This window comes from Neisseria sp. CCUG17229 (genome assembly GCF_047839235.1).
Classification (GTDB): Bacteria; Pseudomonadota; Gammaproteobacteria; order Burkholderiales; family Neisseriaceae; genus Neisseria; species Neisseria brasiliensis.
In genome coordinates, this window is the sequence record NZ_CP181247.1 from 1,982,644 (window position 1) to 2,000,252 (window position 17,609).

At 47.4% G+C, this 17,609-nt stretch carries 18 protein-coding genes, 2 tRNA genes and 1 riboswitch; of the genes, 12 read left to right on the forward strand and 8 right to left on the reverse strand.

Features of this window, described 5'->3' with window-relative positions; translation table 11 throughout:
* Nucleotides 1–11 precede the first annotated feature (11 nt).
* A complete protein-coding gene (locus tag ACM67B_RS09445; RefSeq protein WP_416190559.1) occupies nucleotides 12–1,259 on the reverse strand; it encodes a M23 family metallopeptidase in 1,248 nt (415 codons plus the stop codon).
* A gap of 409 nt (nucleotides 1,260–1,668) precedes the next feature.
* On the opposite strand from ACM67B_RS09445, the gene ACM67B_RS09450 reads away from it, so the two are divergent.
* On the forward strand, nucleotides 1,669–2,652 hold the full coding sequence (locus ACM67B_RS09450) for a hypothetical protein (protein WP_416189401.1): 984 nt from the start codon (nucleotides 1,669–1,671) through the stop codon (nucleotides 2,650–2,652).
* Nucleotides 2,653–2,719: 67 nt separating this feature from the next.
* Here the strand turns inward: ACM67B_RS09450 and ACM67B_RS09455 are convergent, their stop codons facing one another.
* Nucleotides 2,720–3,400 carry an OmpA family protein gene (locus ACM67B_RS09455; RefSeq protein ID WP_416189402.1) on the reverse strand — a complete coding sequence of 227 codons (681 nt, stop codon included), beginning with the start codon at nucleotides 3,398–3,400 and terminating at the stop codon, nucleotides 2,720–2,722.
* A 224-nt stretch (nucleotides 3,401–3,624) separates the two neighbouring features.
* The gene (locus ACM67B_RS09460) at nucleotides 3,625–4,512 is read right to left on the reverse strand and encodes a YoaK family protein (RefSeq protein ID WP_416189403.1); all 888 of its coding nucleotides are present in this window, start codon (nucleotides 4,510–4,512) and stop codon (nucleotides 3,625–3,627) included.
* 174 nt (nucleotides 4,513–4,686) lie between these two features.
* Between ACM67B_RS09460 and ACM67B_RS09465 the strand changes: the two genes are divergently transcribed.
* The 5 genes from ACM67B_RS09465 to ACM67B_RS09485 all read left to right on the forward strand — a co-directional run bounded on the left by ACM67B_RS09465 (nucleotide 4,687) and on the right by ACM67B_RS09485 (nucleotide 8,695).
* Nucleotides 4,687–5,085, forward strand: a complete 399-nt coding sequence (locus tag ACM67B_RS09465; protein WP_416189404.1) for a hypothetical protein — start codon at nucleotides 4,687–4,689, stop codon at nucleotides 5,083–5,085.
* An 89-nt stretch (nucleotides 5,086–5,174) separates the two neighbouring features.
* Nucleotides 5,175–6,092 carry a TraB/GumN family protein gene (locus tag ACM67B_RS09470; protein ID WP_416189405.1) on the forward strand — a complete coding sequence of 306 codons (918 nt, stop codon included), beginning with the start codon at nucleotides 5,175–5,177 and terminating at the stop codon, nucleotides 6,090–6,092.
* Nucleotides 6,093–6,260: 168 nt separating this feature from the next.
* Nucleotides 6,261–7,187 (forward strand): bifunctional riboflavin kinase/FAD synthetase, encoded by a 927-nt coding sequence (ribF, locus tag ACM67B_RS09475; RefSeq protein WP_416189406.1) that lies wholly within the window; start codon nucleotides 6,261–6,263, stop codon nucleotides 7,185–7,187.
* Nucleotides 7,188–7,402: 215 nt separating this feature from the next.
* Nucleotides 7,403–7,447: riboswitch (PreQ1 riboswitch) on the forward strand.
* Between the two features lie 6 nt (nucleotides 7,448–7,453).
* The gene (queF, locus tag ACM67B_RS09480) at nucleotides 7,454–7,927 is read left to right on the forward strand and encodes a preQ(1) synthase (protein WP_095503234.1); all 474 of its coding nucleotides are present in this window, start codon (nucleotides 7,454–7,456) and stop codon (nucleotides 7,925–7,927) included.
* A gap of 84 nt (nucleotides 7,928–8,011) precedes the next feature.
* Entirely contained in the window at nucleotides 8,012–8,695 is a 684-nt protein-coding gene (locus ACM67B_RS09485) for a 7-cyano-7-deazaguanine/7-aminomethyl-7-deazaguanine transporter (protein ID WP_416189407.1), read from the forward strand.
* Nucleotides 8,696–8,779: 84 nt separating this feature from the next.
* Here ACM67B_RS09485 and ACM67B_RS09490 read toward each other — a convergent pair.
* The 3 genes from ACM67B_RS09490 to ispB all read right to left on the reverse strand — a co-directional run bounded on the left by ACM67B_RS09490 (nucleotide 8,780) and on the right by ispB (nucleotide 10,291).
* Nucleotides 8,780–8,854: transfer RNA gene (locus ACM67B_RS09490), tRNA-Arg, on the reverse strand.
* 4 nt (nucleotides 8,855–8,858) lie between these two features.
* Nucleotides 8,859–9,305, reverse strand: coding sequence for a DUF441 domain-containing protein (locus ACM67B_RS09495; RefSeq protein WP_416189408.1), 447 nt, complete (start codon nucleotides 9,303–9,305; stop codon nucleotides 8,859–8,861).
* An 11-nt stretch (nucleotides 9,306–9,316) separates the two neighbouring features.
* Nucleotides 9,317–10,291, reverse strand: a complete 975-nt coding sequence (gene ispB, locus ACM67B_RS09500; RefSeq protein ID WP_416189409.1) for an octaprenyl diphosphate synthase — start codon at nucleotides 10,289–10,291, stop codon at nucleotides 9,317–9,319.
* A gap of 217 nt (nucleotides 10,292–10,508) precedes the next feature.
* Between ispB and rplU the strand changes: the two genes are divergently transcribed.
* The 4 genes from rplU (at nucleotide 10,509) to ACM67B_RS09520 (ending at nucleotide 12,799) form a co-directional block, all read left to right on the forward strand.
* On the forward strand, nucleotides 10,509–10,817 hold the full coding sequence (gene rplU / locus ACM67B_RS09505) for a 50S ribosomal protein L21 (protein ID WP_095503237.1): 309 nt from the start codon (nucleotides 10,509–10,511) through the stop codon (nucleotides 10,815–10,817).
* 27 nt (nucleotides 10,818–10,844) lie between these two features.
* Entirely contained in the window at nucleotides 10,845–11,117 is a 273-nt protein-coding gene (gene rpmA, locus ACM67B_RS09510; protein WP_095503238.1) for a 50S ribosomal protein L27, read from the forward strand.
* Between the two features lie 314 nt (nucleotides 11,118–11,431).
* A complete protein-coding gene (gene ubiM / locus ACM67B_RS09515) occupies nucleotides 11,432–12,616 on the forward strand; it encodes a 5-demethoxyubiquinol-8 5-hydroxylase UbiM (RefSeq protein ID WP_416189410.1) in 1,185 nt (394 codons plus the stop codon).
* A 107-nt stretch (nucleotides 12,617–12,723) separates the two neighbouring features.
* Nucleotides 12,724–12,799, forward strand: a tRNA-Asn gene (locus tag ACM67B_RS09520).
* A gap of 179 nt (nucleotides 12,800–12,978) precedes the next feature.
* On the opposite strand, the gene ACM67B_RS09525 is transcribed toward ACM67B_RS09520, so the two are convergent.
* Together ACM67B_RS09525 and rlmD are read right to left on the reverse strand one after the other, a co-directional pair.
* Nucleotides 12,979–13,518 (reverse strand): pilin, encoded by a 540-nt coding sequence (locus tag ACM67B_RS09525; RefSeq protein ID WP_416189411.1) that lies wholly within the window; start codon nucleotides 13,516–13,518, stop codon nucleotides 12,979–12,981.
* Nucleotides 13,519–13,767: 249 nt separating this feature from the next.
* Complete coding sequence (gene rlmD, locus ACM67B_RS09530; RefSeq protein ID WP_416189412.1) at nucleotides 13,768–15,102, reverse strand: 23S rRNA (uracil(1939)-C(5))-methyltransferase RlmD; 1,335 nt, start codon at nucleotides 15,100–15,102, stop codon at nucleotides 13,768–13,770.
* Between the two features lie 149 nt (nucleotides 15,103–15,251).
* Between rlmD and ACM67B_RS09535 the strand changes: the two genes are divergently transcribed.
* A complete protein-coding gene (locus ACM67B_RS09535) occupies nucleotides 15,252–16,289 on the forward strand; it encodes a L,D-transpeptidase family protein (protein WP_416189413.1) in 1,038 nt (345 codons plus the stop codon).
* A 185-nt stretch (nucleotides 16,290–16,474) separates the two neighbouring features.
* Entirely contained in the window at nucleotides 16,475–17,518 is a 1,044-nt protein-coding gene (argC, locus tag ACM67B_RS09540; protein ID WP_416189414.1) for an N-acetyl-gamma-glutamyl-phosphate reductase, read from the forward strand.
* The last annotated feature ends 91 nt before the right edge of the window (nucleotides 17,519–17,609 follow it).

The following is a 17,609-nucleotide window of genomic DNA, read 5'->3' on the forward strand; positions in this document are numbered from 1 at the left end:
TTCAGACGGCATTAATCCAATTGCGCCACAGAAACCGGCAAACCGCGCACGGCTGCCAATGTGGTATTGGCGGCTTTTTGCTGCTTGCGGAAGGCGTTCATGTTATTCGGCGTCAGTTTTGGCGTTGGCAAGGCTACGGTAGTCGGGTTCACCGGCTGGCCGTTGACACGTGCTTCATAGTGCAAATGTGGACCGGTTGAGCGGCCGCTGCTGCCGACATAGCCGATAATATCACCGGCGCGCACACTGCCGGTCAATTGTGAAAACGCACTCATGTGGCCGTATAAAGTTTCCACACCGTTGGCATGAACCAGCATCACGGTATGGCCATAGCCACCTTTCCAACCTTTAAAGGTAATCATACCGTCTGCGGCAGCACGAATCGGCGTACCGGTTGGCGCGGCATAGTCGATACCGGTATGCATGCGTACGGTGTGTAAAACCGGATGAACACGGTAGCCGTAAGGTGAAGAAATATGCGTATATTCAACAGGCTGGATATTAAACCCTGCTTTTTGTTGCAAAGATTTGCCATTTTGATCGTAATAACTGCCACTCTCTTCATCACCTTTACCTTGACTATAGTAATAAGCATGGTAGGTTTTGCCGTTTTTCACGATTTCAGCAGCTAAAATATCGCCTACGCCCATTTGTTGGCCACGGAAATACATGCTGTTGTACAACAAGCGGATCACATCGCCTTCTTTTAAGGTTTGCATGTCGACAGTATCAGCAAAAATCTCGCGAAGCTGCAGATAAACGTCGGATGGAATTTCAGCACGCAACATATCGCCTATGGCCGAGCTTCGAATCGCAATCGAGCGCAAAGTCGGCATGGTTTTCATGTCAATTTCTTCATTGGAAGCCTGCCATTTGCCGTTGACCTTTTCCAAAGCCACCAAGTTGCGCTCTAATTCTTCATCAATGAAAAACTGCACATCGGTCACTTGACCGGCGGCATCCACACGGATATTCACCGATTGGTTGGCCTTCAGATTTTTCATGTCGCGCGTGGCATTGTTTTTTGCCATGATGGCTTTGATGTCAGTTTGCGGTACGCCCATACGGGTCAGCACATCTGCCAATGAATCACCTTGTTGCACCACTTCCTGCGCCCAATAGCTTGATTGAACATTACCGGTTTCAATATACACGGTCGGTAATTCTTCCAATACGCGCTCCACTTTAAAATCACCTGCTTTCGGCATAGGCTCGGTCACGGCGTAGGCAGTCATCACTCCGGAAACCGGCAGCAGCATACCCAATAATGACCAACGTACCGGCTTGTTTCGCCAAAAACGGTTGAAAAAAGAATTTTTTGTTTGTTCAGACACTCGTCCAATCCTTCTTAATTTTATCGCAGCTTAAGCCGCATAATTTATTGTTAATGATTTATTTTAGAATCTGATTTATCTTATCTGCCGCCTTCAGACGGCCCGAAACCAACTTGCAACAGATAAGATAAATCAACTTCAGGGCAGGATTATCCGACCCATACAGTAGATTGACACTTGATTTTGCTGAATTTTACGCTTAACAATTGTAACATAAAATCGTTTACCGCGGCTGGACAGCTTACCGAAACCGGCTTAACAAATATATGCCCACACCTCATTGAATCAAGCTCGATATGGCGTAAAATAAGCGTTTTCGCTTAACGCCAGCCTTATGAAACTCACCCTCGCCATTCCCGCACTCAACCGTCACAACGATGAGACACCGCCGCCGCTCAAACTTGACGCATTTAACCAAATCTTGCGATATGGCCGTCTGAACAAAATACCGCAAACGTCGTCTGAATTTTACCGCCATCATCTGTGGCAAGGCAGCTTATTGGTACAGGCGAAACGTATGCTGAATATTCCGGCCGACCAAGCCGCGGCATTCGCCAGCCCGTTGTGGCAGCAAATGGGCATGCACCAAGTCAGCATCATCAGCGGCGAACATTTAAATATTCAAACCAAAGAAGCCGAACAGCTTTGCCAAGGATTAAGCGATTTTTATCGGGAAGACGGTTGGCAGTTTCATCTATTACGACCAGATTTATGGCTCATTACCATGCCGTCTGAAAGCGATTGGCAAGTCGCACCAATCTGGGATATCGGCGGACAAATCGGCGCGACCGACCAAGCCACAGGCCGCGATGCCTTGCAATGGCTCAACAAGCAAACCGAAATACAAATGTGGCTGTACAACCACCCGCTCAACCAGCAACGCAAAAACCAACAAGCTCCTGCAATCAATGGCCTGTGGCTGTGGCAAGACATTCACGGCCGTAGTCCACATGCGGGTTTACTCGCCAGCGACAGCCTTTGGGCGCAGTTCTACCCACACCAGCGCATCGATGAGCCTTATGCTTTTGAGGCCTATTTGAATGCGGCTAACGAATCCGGTTTATTCGCTTCAGACGGCCTGATTTTCTTGGATGATTTGGTCGTTACCGAACAAACCGGTGATGTGTTCGCCTATCAAGAAATTCTGCAAAGCTGGGAAAACCGCTGGTTTGCACCCTTATGGCAAGCCTTGCAATCAGGCCGTCTGAAACAGCTGACGATTGCAACCGATGGCGAAAACGGCGGTGAATTGGTAATAACTTCAACATCCAAATGGGCATTTTGGAAAGCAAAGAAAAGCTTTAATGGCATTTGGTAATCATGTAAAAACAAACAGGCCGTCTGAAACGTTTCAGACGGCCTGTTTGTTAATGAATCAGCAATGATTACATTTGTTGTTGCGCAGCGCGGATGGCGTTTTGATCAGGGTTGATCAACACTTCTACGCGACGGTTTTGTGCACGGCCTTCGGCAGTGGCGTTAGACGCGATTGGTTGGCGTGAACCGTAACCGGCAGTGCTCAAACGTGAACCGCTCACACCGCGTGATTGCAGGTAAGTGGCCACAGATTGTGCGCGGTTGCGAGACAATGGCTCGTTGATGGCGTCAGAACCGGTGTTGTCGGTATGGCCGTTGATGGTCAAAGTGGTGTCTGGGTATTGAACCAAAGTTTGTGCCGCAGCGGCCAAAGCGTTTTGCGCGTTGGTGCTCAAAGCAGCGCTACCGGTTGCGAAGGTTACGTTTTCAGGCATAACCAATTTGATTTGGTTGCCTTGACGCTCTACTTCTACGTTGGTGTTGGCCAAGCTTTCACGCAGTTTTTTCTCTTGGTAATCCATGTAGCCGCCTACACCTGCGCCAACTGCGCCACAAGCTAAGGCTGAATTACGTGCGCCTTTACTGCCGTGGGTCAATGCACCCACAATACCGCACACAGCCGCGCTGCCCAAGCCGTAAACGGCGGTTTTGCTGGCGGTTTGTTCGCCGGTTGTCGCATTGGTCACACAGCCTGCCAAAGCCAAAGGAGCCGCCACAATAGCAAGCGTTAAAGGTTTCAAGAATTTCATGGTTTTCCTTTCGATAAAAAATATGCCTGTCGGCAGGCCGTCTGAAAACAGATTAAGGCTTTCATTCATCTCAAGCCAACTTTTAGACATGGTTATCATAACCAACATTTCAAATGCTTAAAAGCACGTTTAACCCGATCTTACAAAGCTATTCATGCGCTAACGGTTTTTGATTGTTTGCTGCGGATTATTTGCGCCAATGGCAAGATTGGCAACCATCAGGCTTATTTCTTTCCATTTTCACGATGTTTCTGATACCAGCGCAGCAAGATAAATTTCAATCTGACCTTCACATCATAGCCCACTGATCCTGCCCCCAATACAAACAACACCGCCGCCACAGGCAAAGCAAAATGATGACCGATGGCCTGATAGCCTAATGCACCGATTATGCCGCCTAAAGTAAACGTCGCCATCAGACCCGAAAGCAGCCACATTTTCGGCTTATTGACGCGAATATATGGCAGGCGCGGATGATGTTGTTTTGAATAATACATCACCTTGGATAACTCAATGCCCAAGTCGGTGGCCGAACCGGTCATGTGTGTTGAGCGAATCGCCCCGCCCGATAGCAAAGTAATCACCGTATTGTGCATACCCATAATAAAGCAGAGCAAAAACAACGCCAAAGACGGCAAAGCAAACTGCCCAAAGCCGAAATCAAGCTGAAAAGCGGTGGCGCCGAACAGGCCGAAAATCAACAAATAAACCGCTTCCAGCCACATAGAAAAACCATAGCTGCCGCGAAAACGCTTTTGCTGTGTCCACAAAATCACCCAGCTCGAATGCGCCGCGCCCATCACAAAACAAATCACGCTAATCAACGCCACCAGCAATACGCCCCATTCGCGCAGATAAACCATGTCCGCCACCAAAGAAAGCGAACCGGTGACATGCGAGGTGTAGCGGGCAAACGCGAAAAAGCCCCCGGCATTAATCGCACCGGCCAGCAGTGCCATCACATAGCCCAATCGGCGAAACCGCACATCCGAAATATTCTGCTCGCGCAAATACGGCCGATCTGCCTGCCAAAAAGGCGGCGTGTGCAGGCGCTCATGCCGCTTGTTGTGCGTCTTGCTTCTGCGCGGTATCGCTTGATGATGGTCACTCATACTAATCTATTTCCTTGTTTTTCCAGACGCCCTCACGCCCCGAATATTGATTTTGTAAACACAATCATAACAGACCCGTCGCCGCATAAACCAACCCCGCAACAATATTACCGCTTGCTAAAACGCAATAAAATGGCGTACATTAAACCTTACCGACTCAATCAGGGACAACATATGAAAAATATACGCAGCTTATTGATTCTTGGGGCAATTTCCACACTCTCTGCCTGTGCTACCACGCCCGAACAAAAAGCCGAACGTGCCGCCGCACAAAAACGTTACGAACAAAATCTGCAAGCCGCGCTTGCCGCCCAATGCGATAAACACACCGCATTATTAATGCAAAAACAGTTTGAGCAAGCCGAGCAATCTACAACACTTTCCAGTAAAGAGCAGCAGGAATTCCGCTTGAAATACGTTGATAAAGTTGCCGACCCGATGTTCCAAGCCTGCTACAAAATGGCGTGGCAAAACCACATCGCACAAGAAAAATTACGTGAGGCCCGCTATTACCGCGACTATTACGACGATTGGGGCTGGCGCCGACCGTTTTACCATCCGTTTTGGTGGTAATTTGACTTAAACTACTTATTCAGGCCGTCTGAACACATTTACTTTCAGACGGCCTTATCTATGATTCTAAAAAAGGCCGTCTGAATCCCATGCGTTATTTCTTCTGTTTATTATTGTGGCTGTTTGCCACTTCCGCTTCGGCTAAAGGCACGCCCGAAGCCGATACGTTTCTCTATGAAATCAGCAAACCCGGTCGGCCGGTTTCCTATCTGCTCGGCACCATTCACGTCGGCAAACTCAACGCCACCCTACCCGCCGATTACCGCCGCACGCTCAACCGCGTGTCGCAACTGGTCGTCGAAACCAATGAATCAAGCATGAGCGCTGCCGATAACTTGCACATGTTGCGTATGATGGCCGATAAGCGCCCTTTAAAACAAAGCTTGGGCAATGCACGTATGCGCCGATTGCAGAACGTGCTGGCCACCGGCCAAGAGCCTGCCGACTTTTCACCCGATAGCCAAATCAAACCATGGGCGTTTTGGCTGCTGACCCAAAGCACCTTCAATCCCAAGGGCTATTCTTATGAATATGGTATCGACAATTTGTTGATTCAGCGTGCGAAAAATCTCAATAAGCCGGTGATTGCGCTGGAAGGCACGGAGCAACTCAGTTACTTTATCCACCTGCCCGAAGATGCCATCATCCGCTCGTTTGATGCTTTGGAAAAACAACACCAAGCCTTTCTAAACGACATCGTTACCTTAGAAGACGATTACCGCCACCAACGCGCTAAAAAAACATGGGCGGAAATCGCCAATCCCGCGTATCAATTGAGATTCTTGCCGCGCCGAGACCATCCGCTGTGGCACGAATTGATGTACGACACATTACTCACACAGCGCAACCAAGTCTGGCTGCCCAAGCTGATTGAAATCCTGCCGCACAAACCGACCCTGATTGCCGTGGGCGCTGCACATTTGTTTGGCGAACAAGGCTTGATTGTGCGCCTGCGACAAGTCGACTATCAGGTTAAGCCTGTGAAAGTTAAAGTGGCTGTGCATTGATTTTTTTATCGAGGCCGTCTGAAACGTTTCAGACGGCCTCGAAAACATTTCCACCTATCTTTCATATTTTCAACTGAAACAACCCGACACACATATTTATTCCGAAGCATTTATCCCAAGCCCGATTGCGTTTACAATAGCGCCTGATTCAAACACACACCCACCACCATGAATATCCACCTCGGCCGCCATCACCCGCCCGAATGCCCACAAGGCGCAGCAGTGACCATCGGCAACTTCGACGGCGTGCATCTCGGCCACAAACACATTCTGCAAACCCTCAAACAACAAGCCGACAAACTCGGCCTGCCGGTTGTTGTGATAACTTTCGAGCCGCAGCCGAAAGAGTTTTTTGCCAAAAAATTCAACAAACCGCAGCCTTACCGCATTTCCCCTTTGCGCACCAAGCTGGATTTATTGCGCCAAACCGAATGTGTCGACATCGTGTGGGTGTTGCCGTTTACCCAAAGCTTCGCTGATATGCCCGCGCAAGCCTTTATCGACGATTTGCTGCGCGACAAACTCAATACCCGCTACCTGCTTATCGGCGACGATTTTCGCTTCGGTGCCGGACGCGAAGGCGGCTTTGAAATGCTGCAAGCCCAAAGCGGCATGCAAACCGAGCGCACCCCTTCCGTCATCGTTGAAGACATCCGCACCAGCAGCACCGCCGTGCGCCAAGCCCTTTCAGACGGCCGTTTGGCCTACGCGCGCAAATTACTGGGGCACGATTATGTGTTGAGCGGCAAAATCAAACACGGCAAAAAACTCGGCCGCACCATCAACGCACCCACTGCCAACGTGCAACTGCCACCATATCACTACGCGCTAAGCGGCGTGTTTGTGGTCGAAGCCGACGGCAGCTTCGGCACCCGCCGCGGGGTGGCCAGCTTTGGATTCAACCCGACCGTGTCCGACAAAAAAACGCAGAAGCTGGAAGTGCATTTATTTGACTTTCAAGGCGATTTATACGGCCAACGCTTAAACGTACGCTTCTTACACAAACTGCGTGACGAACAAAAATTTAACAACATCGACGCATTAAAAACACAAATTGTAAAAGACATGGAAGCAGCCAAAAATTGGCAGCCGTGAATGCCGCAAAAAAGCAGTTTGAAAACAGAAATGTTTTCAAACTGCTTTTTTAATGATCCAGTACAACCTAATCGAAGAATATCCTAAGGCAGGTTTCACTCCGCCTGACTGCCCGGCTTCAAAAACTCAATCATCGCCTTGTCTACATGAATCCATATACATCACTATATATTCCATCTACCTAGAATAGATACCATTTTTATATTACAATAATCTGCTACGTGGTTCGAAAACCTCCCACATTAAAAAACTAAGGAAACCAAAAAATGTCCCGCAACACCGAAGAATTAAACGGTATTTCCCTATTGGGCAACCAACACACCCAATATCCCACCGAATACGATCCCAATATTCTGGAAGCATTCGATAACAAACACCCCGGCAACGATTATTTCGTCAAATTCATCTGTCCGGAATTTACCAGCCTGTGCCCGATGACCGGCCAGCCTGATTTTGCCACCATTTATATCCGCTATATTCCGCACATCAAAATGGTAGAAAGCAAATCACTGAAACTTTATTTATTCAGCTTCCGTAATCACGGTGATTTTCATGAAGACTGTGTCAACACCATCATGAAAGACCTGATTGCACTGATGGATCCGAAATACATCGAAGTTTATGGCGACTTCACCCCACGCGGCGGCATTGCCATTCATCCTTTTGCTAACTACGGCAAAGCCGACACCGAGTTTGAAAACTTGGCGCGCAAACGCCTGTTTGAACACGACGCACACTAAACCCATTTTAAAAGATCCCATATCCTTTTCAGACGGCCTCATCATTCACACAGGCCGTCTGAAAACCGTTTCCGAAAGAATTTCATGTATCAATTTACCCAAGCCCAACAGAAAAAAGCCCTGTTTTGGCTCGTTTTATTCCATATTCTCATCATCGCTTCCAGCAATTATCTGGTGCAGTTCCCTTTTGAAATTTTTGGCGTGCATTCCACTTGGGGCGCGCTCAGCTTTCCGTTTATCTTTTTAGCCACCGACTTGACTGTACGCATTTTCGGTTCACACTTAGCCCGCCGCATCATTTTTCGCGTAATGTTTCCCGCCCTATTACTCTCTTATGTATTTTCTGTTTTATTCAGCGAAGGCAGTTGGACAGGCTGGGCTTCATTAGCTACGTTTAATACCTTTGTCGGCCGCATTGCGCTCGCCAGCTTTGCCGCCTATGCGCTTGGCCAAATGATGGATATTTTTGTATTCAACCGCTTACGCCGTCTGAAATCATGGTGGGCCGCACCAACTGCCTCAACCGTAATCGGCAATGCTTTAGACACATTGGTTTTCTTTGGCGTGGCTTTCTATGCCAGCAGCGATGCCTTTATGGCGCAGCATTGGCCGGGCATTGCTTTTGTGGATTATTTATTCAAGCTCACCATCTGCACCCTGTTTTTCCTGCCTGCTTACGGTGTGATTCTGAATTTTCTCACCAAGAAACTCACCACCTTACAACCCAATAATGCTGATCGCTCCGCTACACTGGTAACACAAGAATAAAGTTAGGCCGTCTGAACGTTTCAGACGGCCTAACTTTAAAAACAACAATGCCGTCTGAACCTTTTCAGACGGCATTAATATGATTGGCCTCGCCAACAGGAATCGAACCTGTATTTTACGCTTAGGAGGCATACGTTCTATCCGTTGAACTATGGCGAGCGCACTAAACTTTTCCGGCAATAAATGACAATATCCCTGCGGCAATCAGCGGCCCAACAGGGATACCGCCAAAAAAAGCCACGCCGGCGATGGTGCCGATTAACAAGCCGGTTACTAAAATTGGTTGGCTACTCATTAAAGGTACACCGTGTCCGGCAATCCACGCTACAAAGATACCGACAGCAACCGCAGCCAACATTTTAAAATTTAGAAAGGCCGCAAGGTTAGGCAGCTGCACTTTACCCGAAACCAAGGGGCTTAATACACCGATGGTCAGAAAAATAATGCCGACGCTCAAGCCGTATTTCTCCGCAAAGGGAATGTATTTTGCCAAGGCCGTTTGCTGCATCAATAATAAGACAATCGCAGAAATCGTAATCGAATTATTGTTGCTCAACACACCCAGCAAAATCAGTGCCACCAAAAAAAGCGGAATAAAACTGAAATTCATGTTGCGCTCTTTTAAGACACACGCGCCAACGATTCTTCAGCAAGTTGGCGCATGGCTTCGGTAATTTCGCTTTGCGGTAAAACATCCAAACACGCAATCGCTTTTTCAACTGCCTTACGTGCCTCACTTACTGAGTAAGGCAAAGCATCCGAATTGACCACATGATGATGAATTTTCTCAAAATAGCTGCGGTCAGCATTTTCTAAAGCATGGCGCACATCGTTCGCCGCTTGCTCTGAACCATTACGCATCAAATAAATCAGCGGCAAGGTCGGCTTACCTTCGGCCAAATCATCACCAACGTTTTTGCCGATTTCTTCGGTTTCACCCGAATAATCCAACACATCATCAATAATCTGGAACGCCGTGCCGACATACATGCCGTAATCTTTCAACGCCTGCTCTTGCTCCGGCGTGGCTTGACCCAAAATCGCACCGACTTGCGCCGCCGCTTCAAACAGCTTGGCCGTTTTGTATTGAATCACCTGCACATATTCGGCTTCAGTAATATCAGTGTTGCCGATATTCATCAGCTGCATCACTTCGCCTTCGGCGATGATGTTGGTCGCGTCTGCCATCACTTCCAAAATCTTCATGCTGCCCGAGCCGACCATTAATTGAAATGCACGGGTATATAAGAAGTCGCCCACCAACACCGCTGCCGCATTACCAAACAAATTATTGGCAGTTTTGCGGCCACGGCGCAGATCACTCTCGTCCACCACATCGTCATGCAACAGCGTTGAGGTATGGATAAATTCCACCATCGCCGCCAGCGAATACAGTTTCTCATCATCATAACCCACGGCCTTACCCGCCAAAATGGTGATAATCGGGCGCAATCGCTTGCCGCCGGCGCTGATGATGTAGGTACCGATTTGGGAAATCAGCGCCACATCCGACTGAACGGCTTGATTAATCACAACATTGACTTTGGCTAAATCGTCAGGCAGATGACGTTGGAAATAAGGCAGATTTTCGAGCATGACCGGAATTTCTAGAAAATTATTAAAAGAGAGTGTTGCATAAAAATATCATAATCCAGCGCGCGATTATAGCAGCAAAGACCGTTTTACACACCTTTCAGACGGCATTTTCATCACAACAGAAATAAACTTTGACAAAAAAGCAAAATATGCATAAAATTCAATGTTTCGCACATGGGGTGCGAATGATTTAACCATAATTCTCATGGAGTTGAGTATGTACGCGGTCGTAAAAACCGGCGGTAAACAATACAAAGTTACCGTTGGCGAAAAATTGAAAGTAGAACAGATACCAGCCGAACTCGACAGCCAAATCGAACTGAACGAAGTTTTGATGATTGCTGACGGCGAGTCTGTAAAAGTAGGTGCACCTTTTATCGAAGGCGCAAAAGTAACAGCTAAAGTAGTGGCTCACGGTCGTGGCGAAAAAGTCCGCATTTTCAAAATGCGTCGTCGCAAACACTACCAAAAACGCCAAGGCCATCGCCAAAATTTCACCCAAATTGAAATCGTGGCAATCGCCTAATTTAACACAAGCTAAGGAGTATTCAACATGGCAAGTAAAAAAGCAGGCGGTAGCACCCGCAACGGTCGCGACTCAGAAGCCAAACGCCTGGGCGTAAAAGCCTTTGGCAGCGAACTGATTCCGGCAGGCTCTATCATCGTTCGTCAACGCGGCACTAAATTCCACGCCGGCGACAACGTAGGCATGGGCAAAGACCACACTTTGTTCGCTAAAGTTGACGGTTACGTAGAATTCAAAACCAAAGGCGCGTTAAACCGCAAAACTGTAAGCGTTCGTCCTTACACCGGTTCTGAAGAGTAATCCACTCAAATAAAACCGCTTCTTACTCAGAAGCGGTTTTTTCTTATCTTTCATTTCCTTACTCTCCCGTCACGTTAATTTATATTACCCCTCTTTCTTACTTACCTGCACCATTCCCCTATCTTGATAGTCCACACTTGATATACATTAAAGCCCACGTAAAAACTTGCATACTGAATGAATCTTTACTTTATTCTATAAGCAATTTTGCTATAATTTATCAATTCTTCCGGATTACCCATCAACTGCCAAAACACAGTACACTTAAGGCCGTCTGAAAATAATCCACAGCCATTACAATAAAGGATACCTCCATGAGCTTACACAGCGATATTCTTGTCGTCGGCGCAGGCCCGGCCGGCCTCAGCTTTGCCGCAGAACTGGCAGGCAGCGGTTTAAAAGTGACCCTTATCGAACGCAGCCCGCTATCCGTGTTGCAAAATCCGCCATACGATGGCCGAGAAATCGCGCTCACCCACCTTTCCCGTGAAATCATGCAACGCTTAGGCATGTGGGAACGTATTCCGGCAGACGAAATCTACCCATTACGCGATGCCAAAGTATTAAACGGCCAATCCGATTACCAACTGCACTTCCCACAGCCTACCCAAGCACGCGGCGAACCGGCAGACTGCTTAGGCTACTTGGTTTCTAACCACAACATCCGCAAAGCCGCGTATGAAGTGGTCGCCACACTCGACAACGTCACCATTTTAACCGACACCAATGTCAAAGACGTCAAAGTATCCGATCAAGAAGCGCAAGTCATCCTTGAAAACGGCGACATCCTGACCGCGCGCCTGCTTTTGGCCGCCGACAGCCGCTTCTCACAAACCCGCCGCCAATTGGGTATTTCATCTGATATGCACGATTACAGCCGCACCATGTTTGTCGGCCGTATGAAACACACCCTTTCCAACGACCACACCGCCTATGAATGTTTCCACTACGGCCGCACCATTGCCCTGCTGCCATTGGAAGAACACATCACCAACACCGTTATCACCGTAGATGCCGATAAAACCGATTCCATCAAAGCCTTGAGCAATGAAGAATTGGCCGCGATGGTCAAAGCCCAATTAAAAGGCCGCTTGGGCGATATGGAAGTAGTCAGCACATTCCACAACTATCCGCTGGTCGGCATGATTGCCCAACGTTTTTACGGCAAACGCAGCGCCCTCATCGGCGATGCTGCCGTCGGCATGCACCCCGTTACCGCGCACGGTTTCAACTTAGGCTTATCCAGCGCCGATATTTTGGCCAAACTCATTTTAGAAGCCGAACAACGCGGCCAAGACATTGGCTCAAGCGCCCTGCTGGAAAAATACAACAGCAAACACATGTTGCACGCCCACCCGATTTACCACGGCACCAATATGCTGCTGAAACTCTTCACCAACGAAACTGCTCCGGCTAAAATCCTACGCGGCTTGGTGTTGCGCGCCAGCAATAATTTCCCACCAATTAAAAAATTAATTACCAAACAGTTAACCGGTTAAGCATATCACCTATACAAATCCAAATCTTCTTTTCTATAGGCAATATTTTCAGTATCACACAAAAAATTTATTGACACTCGCAACATGAAAAGATATAATTCATTTTTTCCCTGATAGCTCAGTCGGTAGAGCGACGGACTGTTAATCCGCAGGTCCCTGGTTCGAGCCCAGGTCGGGGAGCCAGATATAAAAAAGGCTGCTTATTAAAGCAGCCTTTTTTATATTTATTTGCCGTAAATCATGCAACGTTGCCGGTTCCCTTACGCACCAAGTGAACCGAGTATGCGCAGGGCTCTCTGCTGCCTTATCCTATTTCTGCTTTAAACAACTAACAATACCGATATTTCAACGAATCAGTTCGATTAGCGGCATTGGGCAGGCGCATATTGATCTTGCAATGTAGCTAAATCTGCATCAATTCCGTTATCTTTAGCCACTTCATTACGACTACTGGTACATGCCCAATCCAAAGCACCATGACGCCCTGCTTTCAGCGCACTATTTAACGCTTCACCCTTTCCTTCTTCTACTCCACTACGAATCCAGGGGGTGAGAGTCACTGTATTTTCCTTAGCTGATATGCCCACATTTTCAGCATGGTATTTAATCGTAATTGTACCTGTATCCTCATCAATTAAAATGCTGTCAACATATTTAGAATTAGCTCCTGTGCCGCCTGATTGAGCATTCCATAATTTTGCAGAACGTTTTAAATCTGCCACAGAAAAGCTTTCAGATGCGACTGCCTGCTTAGCCGGCTCAGCCAAACTTAAACCCTCGGTTACTCGAGCTCGAACCACTTGGTTTTGATACATCGGAACAGCAATAACGGTTAAAACGCCAATGACTGCCACAACAATCATTAACTCGACCAAAGTAAACCCTGTCTGTTTAAATTTCATTTCATTCACTCCGATTTAAAATCAATGCATAAGTTATCCACATTACACAGACGATCCTGCTGCTTTAAATAAGCTTTAATATATTAAATTGAATAATCAATGAAATATATAGCACACACACGGGAAATGACTCGCTACTGCTTTCTCCATCAAAATAAACAATGTTGGATTAATTGAAAGCAATCAATATGAATAAACATATTTATGATTTTAACGAAACATTTAATTCAAAATCAAGACCGACTATTCTTAATATAAATCAAACACACCGATGGATTCGACATGGGCGGTTTGCGGAAACATGTTCATCACGCCGGCAGACTTAAAAACATAGCCTTTCTCAATTAAAACAGCAGCATCGCGCGCGAATGTCGCAGGGTTGCACGACACATAAACAATGCGTTTGGGCAGATAAGACGAATGTAGCGATTTGACGACAGCATAAGCACCACTACGCGGCGGATCAAGCAACATCTTATCGAATTGCCCCCATGATGCTACCGTCGCTTCATCTGTTTCAAATAGATCGGCCACCTTAAATTCAAGCTGATCTGCACAGCCATTTGCGATGGCATTTTGTTGCGCACGATTAACCAAATAATCTGCACCTTCAATGCCAACCACACTTACGCCACATTTTGCCATAGGTAAACTGAAGTTGCCCAACCCGCAGAACAAATCGGCAATTCTTTCGCCTGAACGGATATCCAGCAACTGAATGGCGCGATGAATCATCAGTGCATTTAAGTCGGCATTGATTTGCGTAAAGTCACCCGGCCGATAAGGCATAGTCAAATCATATTCAGATAAATCATACGATAAATCAATATGATAAATAGGGTAAAAAGCCTTGGTCGATTCTTTTCCGTATTGCAGCCACAGTTGCCAAGTTTCGTTTTGCTGTTTTAAAGATGCATCAAACCACTCTCTCAATTGGCGCCCTGTTTTTTCAGACGGCCTTTTGAAAAAACACAGATTCAACACAGTTAGTTTTTTACTGCGGTAAAACTCGACAAATTTGATTCCTGCTCCCGAATTCACTAATTTTTGCAGCAACATTTTCACCGAAGGAATCTGCGCCGAAATATGCAGCGGCAACACTTCACAAGAATCAATATCGACCACATCATGGCTGCGCTTGGCCTGAAACCCGAGTTTGACTTTACCCGAAGCATCAATCGTAACGCTCAATCTGGCTCGATCACGGTAATGCCATGGCGTTGCATAAATCGGCGGCAAGATTTGCTCTGGGAACACTTTACCGATACGCACCAATTGCTCTTCCAAAATTCGCTGCTTTAATGCCACCTGCGCATTCGGCTCGATATGCTGCAGCACACAACCTCCACATGTATCGAAATAGCGACACTTTGGTTTAACCCGCTCATCCGATGGCTTTAAGACAGATTCTACTTCCGCTTCATCAAATTGTTTTTTAGATTTGGTTACATGGTAGCTAACGGTTTCAGACGGCATGGCACCTTTGATAAAAACCGTTTTTCCGTCTACTCGCGCCACCCCGCGTCCTTCGTAATCCAAAGAAAAAACGTCCGCCACATTCTTCACATGCTCACCTTTGACCATCTATTCATCATTATTCAAATATTCATCTTAAATAACCGCTTACCGGTTATTACTTACCGAAAAGGCATATTTTCGCACAGTTACCACTATATTAAGGTATGATTTCCCAAAATCATCTTTTAACCCCTTGTTAAAATACAGACAAATACATGAAAAAAATCAGCTTAAGTTTATTTGCACTGACACTGACCACCACCGCATTCGCCAACACACCGCTGCCTGATGTCGCACCGGCAACCGAAGGCCAACACGTTTTCATCAATATTCCGCAACAGCGCCTGTTTTTGTACACCGACGGTAAGCTGACTAAAGCTTACCCTGTTGCCGTCGGCAAAGCCATGACCCAAACCAATTTGGGAGAACACAAAATCGGCGTGAAAGCCTTTAATCCAACATGGCACATTCCCAAATCGATTCAAAAAGAGCGTGGCGACAATGTGAAAACCATTCCGCCAGGTCCGAAAAATCCTTTAGGGCCGGTATTCGTTCGCCTTGGCGACCCGAAATTGGGCTTGGGCATTCACGGCACCAATGCGCCATCCAGCGTACCAGGTGTGCGCAGCCACGGCTGTGTGCGCATGAAATCGCCTGATGCTTTGGAGTTTGCCAAAACCATCTCTACCGGCTCCCCAGCCCACGTGATTTACCAAATGGCGACTTTAAATGAAGATGCCAATAAAAACTTATGGCTCGCCGCTTACCGCGACCCATACAATAAGAAAAATCTCGATACTGCTGCATTGAAAAAGAGCATTGCGGCATGGGCAAAAGCACACGGCAAAAACATCAACACCAAGCGTGTTGAAGCGATTTTGAAAAACCGTACCGGCCAAGCCAACTGTTTAACTTGTGCCAAAGGTGTGAAGCTCAAAGGCCCATTGAAATCTTTGGCTTGGACAGCAGGCTCTTCTGCTTACAGCAAACCAAAAGCCATACCAAAACCGGCTCCGGTTAAAGACGATGTATTGCCTTCAGGCTCTGAAATCGAAATCGATGCCGGTGATGATACTGCAAAACCAGTTATCCCAACGCCGGTAGCACCACAACCAACTCAATCAGTTGCACCGAGCAATGCAGCAGCTTCTGCGGTTAATCCGCCTACTCCGGCATCAAGCTATGTGCCTACGCCGGTTTATCCGACACAGGAAATTCCGGCCGATGCCGAGCCGACCGAATTGCTGTTTTAATATTTAGCTAAACATTTAGGCCGTCTGAAAAAGAAACTTTAGTTTTCGCTTTTTCAGACGGCCTTTTCTTATTTAATATACTGATAAATGATTCTTCCAATAATTAATGGCTGCTCACTCTTTTCAGACGGCCTGCCAAGCCTTAAACTACCCCACTATCGAATTTGCCCTTATTGGAGATACAAATGAACGCTAAAATCAAAGTCGGCATCGTCGGCGCAACGGGTTATACCGGCGTTGAATTATTACGCCTGCTAACCACTCACCCCAATGTTGAAGTCACCGCCGTCACCAGCCGCGGCGAAGCCGGCATTGCGATTGCCGATTACTTCCCAAGCCTGCGTGGCATTTATGATTTGGTTTTCCAAACACCCGACGAAGCCCGCCTTGATCAATGCGATGTGGTCTTTTTCGCGACCCCTAACGGCGTCGCCATGAAAGAAGCCCCGGAATTACTGGCCAAAGGTGTGCGCATTGTCGATTTATCGGCCGACTTCCGCATTCAAGACATTCCGACATGGGAACAATGGTACAGCATGGCACACGCTTGCCCCGATATTGTGCCGCAAGCCGTTTATGGTTTATGTGAAATGAGCCGTGATGCCATTGCCAAAGCCCAAATCGTAGCCAATCCGGGCTGCTACCCGACCTGCGTATCGCTGCCCTTGTTACCATTATTACAACAAGGCCATCTGAAAACCAATATGCCGCTGATTGCCGACTGTAAATCCGGCGTATCCGGCGCCGGCCGCAAAGGCAATGTCGGTTCATTATTGTGCGAAGCCGGCGATAATTTTAAAGCTTACGGCATCGGCGGCCACCGCCACTTACCGGAAATCAAGCAAACCATCAGAAGCCTGCAAGCCGATGTAGCGGAAGGTTTCGTATTCGTGCCACACTTAACCCCAATGATTCGCGGCATGCACGCCACCGTTTATCTGCATTTGGAAGACAACATCAATCCATACGAAATCTTGAGTGAATTCTACCAAGACAGCCCTTTTGTGGATGTGATGAAACCGGGCACCACGCCTGAAACCCGCAGCGTACGCGGTGCCAACATTTGCCGCATCAGTGTACAGCAAGCACCGCAAAGCCAACTTTGGGTCGTGTTGTCGGTGATCGATAATTTGGTTAAAGGCGCTGCCGGACAAGCCGTTCAAAACATGAACATTATGTTTGGCTTTGACGAACGCTTAGGCTTACAAGCCGCACCGTTATTGCCTTAATCTTAAAATGATGTTTTGAAAATAAACTTGAGGCCGTCTGAAATGCTGCATATTTCAGACGGCCTCAAGCTTTACTGCGGGTTTCTACTGC